At 72.1% G+C, this 4,782-nt stretch carries 3 protein-coding genes and 1 pseudogene; all 4 read left to right on the plus strand.

All coding sequences use genetic code 11. The features are described from left to right. Nucleotides 1-1,752: pseudogene (locus B9S61_RS41375) on the plus strand (hypothetical protein); the annotation flags it as partial. 16 nt (nt 1,753-1,768) lie between these two features. Then, nucleotides 1,769-2,257 carry a YbaB/EbfC family nucleoid-associated protein gene (locus tag B9S61_RS39550; RefSeq protein ID WP_103546557.1) on the plus strand — a complete coding sequence of 163 codons (489 nt, stop codon included), beginning with the start codon at nt 1,769-1,771 and terminating at the stop codon, nt 2,255-2,257. Between the two features lie 26 nt (nt 2,258-2,283). Further along, the gene (locus B9S61_RS39555; protein WP_103546558.1) at nt 2,284-2,631 is read left to right on the plus strand and encodes a hypothetical protein; all 348 of its coding nucleotides are present in this window, start codon (nt 2,284-2,286) and stop codon (nt 2,629-2,631) included. Further along, nucleotides 2,632-4,782 (plus strand): hypothetical protein (locus B9S61_RS41380; RefSeq protein ID WP_181007749.1); only part of this gene is annotated, 2,151 nt, incomplete at its 3' end.

Raw genomic sequence — 4,782 nt, forward strand, 5'->3', positions numbered from 1 at the left:
GAAGCGGCCAAGGCGGAGGCGGAGAAGGAGAAGGCGGAGGCCAAGGCCGAACAGGCGGCCGCCAAGGAAGAGGCGGAGAAGGAGAAGGCCGAAGCCAAGGCGGCGGCCGCCGAGCAGCAGGCGTTCGTCCTCGCGCAGAACCAGAAGGCGCAGGACGAGGCGAAGAAGGAACGGGAACGGGCCGCGGCCCAGGCCGAAGCCGACCGCGCCGAGGCCAAGGCCGAGCAGGAGGCCGCCAAGGAAGAGGCGGAGAAGGAGAAGGCGGAAGCCAGGGCGGAGCAGGAGGCTGCGCAGGCCGAGGCCAAGCGCGAGCAGGAGGCGGCCAAGGCCCAGGCCGAGAAGGAGAAGGCTGAGGCCAAGGCGGAACAGGAAGCCGAGAAGGCCGAGGCGAAGGCCGAGCAGGCCGCTGCCAGGGAAGAGGCGGAGAAGGAGAAGGCGGAAGCCAGGGCCGAGCAGGAGGCTGCGCAGGCCGAGGCCAAGGCCGAGCAGGAGGCGGCGAAGGCGGAGGCCGAGAAGGAGAAGGCGGAAGCCAGGGCGGAGCAGGAGGCCGCGCAGGCCGAGGCGAAGCAGGAACAGGCGGCCGCCCGGGCCGACGCCGAGCGGGAAGCCGCCAAGCGGGACCAGGCCGACGCGCAGTCCAGGGCGGAGGCCCAGCAGGAGGAGGCCCGCCGAGAGGCCCTGCAGGAGAGGCAGCAGGCCCGGCTGGACGCCGAGAACGCCAAGGCCGACGCGCAGGCCGACTACGAACAGCAGAAGGCCGAGGCCCGCGCCGAGCGCGACGCCGCCCTCCAGGAGGCCGACCGCCAGGAGGCGGCGGCGCGACAGGAATACGAGCAGGAGAAGGCCGAGGCCCAGGAACAGCGGGACCAGGCACGCCAGGACGCCGAACAGGAACGCGCCGAGGCACGCCAGGAGTACGAGCGGGAGATCGCCTCCGGCACCGCCGAGAACGAGGCCCGCGAGGAGTACGACCGGCGCATCGCGGAGATCGACGCCGCCGAACGGGGGGCCGTCGACCGGGCGAACGCTGCGGAGGCCGAGGCCAGGAACGAGTACGACCGGGCGAAGGCCGACGCCCAGGCGGAACGCGAGGAGGCGCGCACCGAGGCCGAGCAGGCGCGCAAGGACGCCAAGGCCGAGTACGACCAGCGGATGGGCGACATCCAGGCCGAGTACGACCGGATCAACGCCGATCAGAAGAACATCGACGAGCTGATCCGGCAGCGCATCGCCGACCTCCCCCAGCCCCCCGACCTCTCCGCCTACAACGGGGGCGGCTCCCCGGGCTCCGCCTATTCCTCCGTGTTCAACGACAACCTCTACAACCAGGACGACCCCTCCTCGGCGCTCGGGCGTCCGCAGGGCAGCGGCGCCCTGGCGGGTGCCTCCGCAGACGGCACCGGCACGGGTTCGGGATCGCCGGGGATGTACCCGCCGATGATGCGCGGCGCCGGCGGCGAGGCCGGCGGCAACAGCGGCGAGCGCACCAGGACCGTCATCGAGCCCGCGGTCGGCCGCTCCGGCCGGACGACCGCCGCGCAGACCGTCGACGACGAGGAGCACCGTGTCGTCCCCCGGACCACGCAGACCAGCAGCAGCACGCCCTTCATGCCGCCCATGGGAGGCATGGGCGGGGCGGGGGAGAGGCCGCAGACGGAGAGCGGGGACCGGGAACGGACCACGTGGCTGGCCGAGGACGAGGACGTCTGGGGCACCGACGAGGGCGGCGCGCCGCAGGCCCTGGGGCGCTGAGGAGAAGGGGAACGGGATGAGTCAGCCGATGGAGGACCGGGTGGCCCGGGCGATGGCCCACCTCAAGGCGGCGGAGCAGGCCGCGGCCACGGCACGGGCCGAGCTGGACGCGGCGTCGGCCACCGCGCGTTCGGCGGACCGGTCGGTCCGGGTCTCCGTCGGCGCGAAGGGCGAGCTGACCAGCCTGGAGTTCCTCGACGGCAAGTACCGGACCATGGCCGCCGCCCAGCTCTCCGCGGCGGTGCTGGAGGCCGCGAACACGGCGCGGGCCGAGATGGCCCGCCGGGTCGTCGACCTGCTCGACCCGCTCACCCGGATGACCGCGCGCGGCGCCGCCCCGGAACGGATGGGCGTCGACTGGGGATCCGTCTTCGGCTCGCTGCTCAGCGAGACCGCCGTGACGAAGGGGCCCACGGCGATGAGCCGGCTCCGCGACGAGATCGTCGAGGACGACGAGGAACCCGCCGCCCCGCCCGGAACGGCCCGCGGCAGGGACGACGGATGACAGGAACGGCGGAAGGGCGCGTAACCATGGCCGGCAACTACTCCGCCGACATCCAGGCGATCCTGCAGGGTTCCAGGCACCTCGCCGACGCGGTGCGCTACGGCGACGAGATGCTGCCCCGGTTCGAGACCGGGAACGCCCAGTACTCGGGCTGGTGGGGCGAGGAGGGCGGCGACGACGAGTTCGCCAACGCGGTCGGCGAGCAGGTGCGGCGCGAACAACAGCAGGTGACGGACACGGTCCTGGCCATCACCAGCGGGTTCATGGCGCTGGTCGACGCGGTCGCCGCGGAGGCCGACCACGTGCAGCGGCCACAGACCCAGGCGGTGGAGGACATCGGCGCGCACGGCTCGGAGAGCGAGAACAGGCGCTGAATGGCCATCATGTTCCCGCCCGGCCTGCGGGAGTTCATCGAGGTCTACGTGGGCGCGAACGTCGCCACCGGCAACGAGGACCGGGGCTTCGACAGCCGTAACCCCTACAAACGGCTGGCCGACGACGTCAGGGACCTGTCCGACGCGATGAAGGGAGCGATCTCCACCGCCGGGAACTCGCTCCCGCCGCGGATCGCGAACGAGTTCGTCGCCGCGATGAAGCTCTTCGTCGACGACAACGGCCAGAACCACCTGCAGAAGTTCTCCGACGAACTCCGGGACCTGGGCGCCCAGCAGGTGAACCGCTCCATCAAGCTGTCCGAGGCGAAGTACCAGATTCTCATCGAGTTCATCCTGATGAACATCGAGCTGGCCCTGATCGCCGCGCTGGCGGTCTTCACCGGCGGTACGTCGCTCACCGAGATCGCCATCCAGAAGGCACGCACCGCGCTCACCGTGCTGCTGATCCTCCAGCGGCTGGGACGGGCCGTCCCCACGCCGCTCTCGGTGCTGCTGGAGGCGATCCAGGAGGCGTTCGTCGCGTTCGCCTCGCAGCTGATCTCCATGACCGCGCCGGACGACCCGGAGCGCCGCCGCGACGGGTTCGACTGGACGGACATCGGCCAGTCGGCGGTCGCCGGCGCGTTCGCGGGACTCTTCGGGGGGATCTTCGGTGAGGTCGGCGGGAGGTTCATCAACAAGTACTTCAAGAACAACAACTTCTGGAAGGAAGCCTCCGAGCTCCCGTTCAGTTTCCTCAACGAGGGGCAGGCGGAAACCTTCGCGGAGGCCTTCACCGGCCTGATCTTCCTGGGCACGTTCACGCTCAACCCCGGCACGTTCCTGAGCGCCGGCCTCAGCGGCCTCGTCTTCGAAGCGGCTTCCACCGGCGCGGAGTACGGCGGGAAGGCGCTGTACGACAAGTTCTTCCAGAACCTCGACCTCGGCCCCGGCTCCCTCAACGACCTGCTCGGCGGCGGCAGCGGGAACGGCGGCACGAGCGCGAGTGGCAACCGGTACGACCACGAGAACCACGCGACCCGGTACGACGACACGTACGGCGCCGGAAGCACGTACCAGGACATCCACGACCACACGTACAGCGGTGCCCACAACGTCCCGACCTCCTCCTCCACACCGCCGTACCGGTCGGACGACGACCCGGTCCTCCCCACCGGCGACATCGGTGACACCGCGTCGGTCTTCAGCGACTTCAGCGGCTTCAGCGATTCCGCCTCGGTGTTCAGCGAGGCCAGTGACACGTCCTCCGTCTCGTCCGTCCCGTCCCTCCCGGACCACGACCCGGTCCACGGCGTCGGCCACGACGCCGGCGCCTACGGGCTTCCGGGGACGACGGGCGCGGTCAAGCCGTCGTACTCCACCTCTTCGCCGAACGCGTACGACGACGCCTACCGGGACTCCCTTCCGGACGCCCCGGACACGGACACCGTCTTCTCCACCCTCAACCCGTCCGCGACCGGGACCCCGGGGACCGACGGGTCCGCCGCCCCAGGGCCGCCCCCGACCCGGACGGGCGGCAACAACTCCGTACCGGACGAGACCGAACGCCGGTGGTCGACGGGCGACGACACGACCCGGCCCACCTCCGACCAGCAGCGACAGCAGCAACACCAGGACCCGCAGGCGCCCCCGGCGCCCCACACCGCACCCGCCCCGTCGCCGGGCACCACGTCCCCGGGCGGCCACACCCCGTCGAACGCCACCCCGCAGCCACGGCACCAGACCGCCGCGTCCGGCGACCCGACGGGCACCGCCGAGCCCTCGGACCCGGACACGGTCGCCCCGGACGGCCTCCGTACCTCCGCGTCCGGGGAGTCCGGCCGGTCCGACCCGTCCACCACGGTGCCGAAGGCCGGGACGCCCCGGGACACGTCCGACGTCCCGCCCCCCTACCGGCCCCTCCGCACCGAGTCCGGGGACCTGCCGGCCATCACCGGCTCCCATGCGGAGCCCACCCGGCCCGTCACCGTCGACGAGACACCGCTCAGCTCCCGGGCACCGGCCGAGATCCCGACCGGGGTGTCCTCCGCGCCCGGTTCCCCGGACTCGGTCGACCTGATCATGGACTGGGAGGACGGCCAGCCCGGGTCCGAGCCCGGGTCCGAGCCCGGGTCCGAGCCCGGGTCCGAG

Source organism: Streptomyces sp. SM1, from assembly GCF_002910825.1.
GTDB classification, from domain to species: domain Bacteria; phylum Actinomycetota; class Actinomycetes; order Streptomycetales; family Streptomycetaceae; genus Streptomyces; species Streptomyces okerensis.

Excerpts from the sequence above, each read along its gene's own strand:
- B9S61_RS39550 (WP_103546557.1), top strand. The coding sequence starts at position 1,769 with ATGAGTCAGCCGATGGAGGACCGGGTGGCCCGGGCGATGGCCCACCTC.
- B9S61_RS39555 (WP_103546558.1), top strand. The coding sequence starts at position 2,284 with ATGGCCGGCAACTACTCCGCCGACATCCAGGCGATCCTGCAGGGTTCC.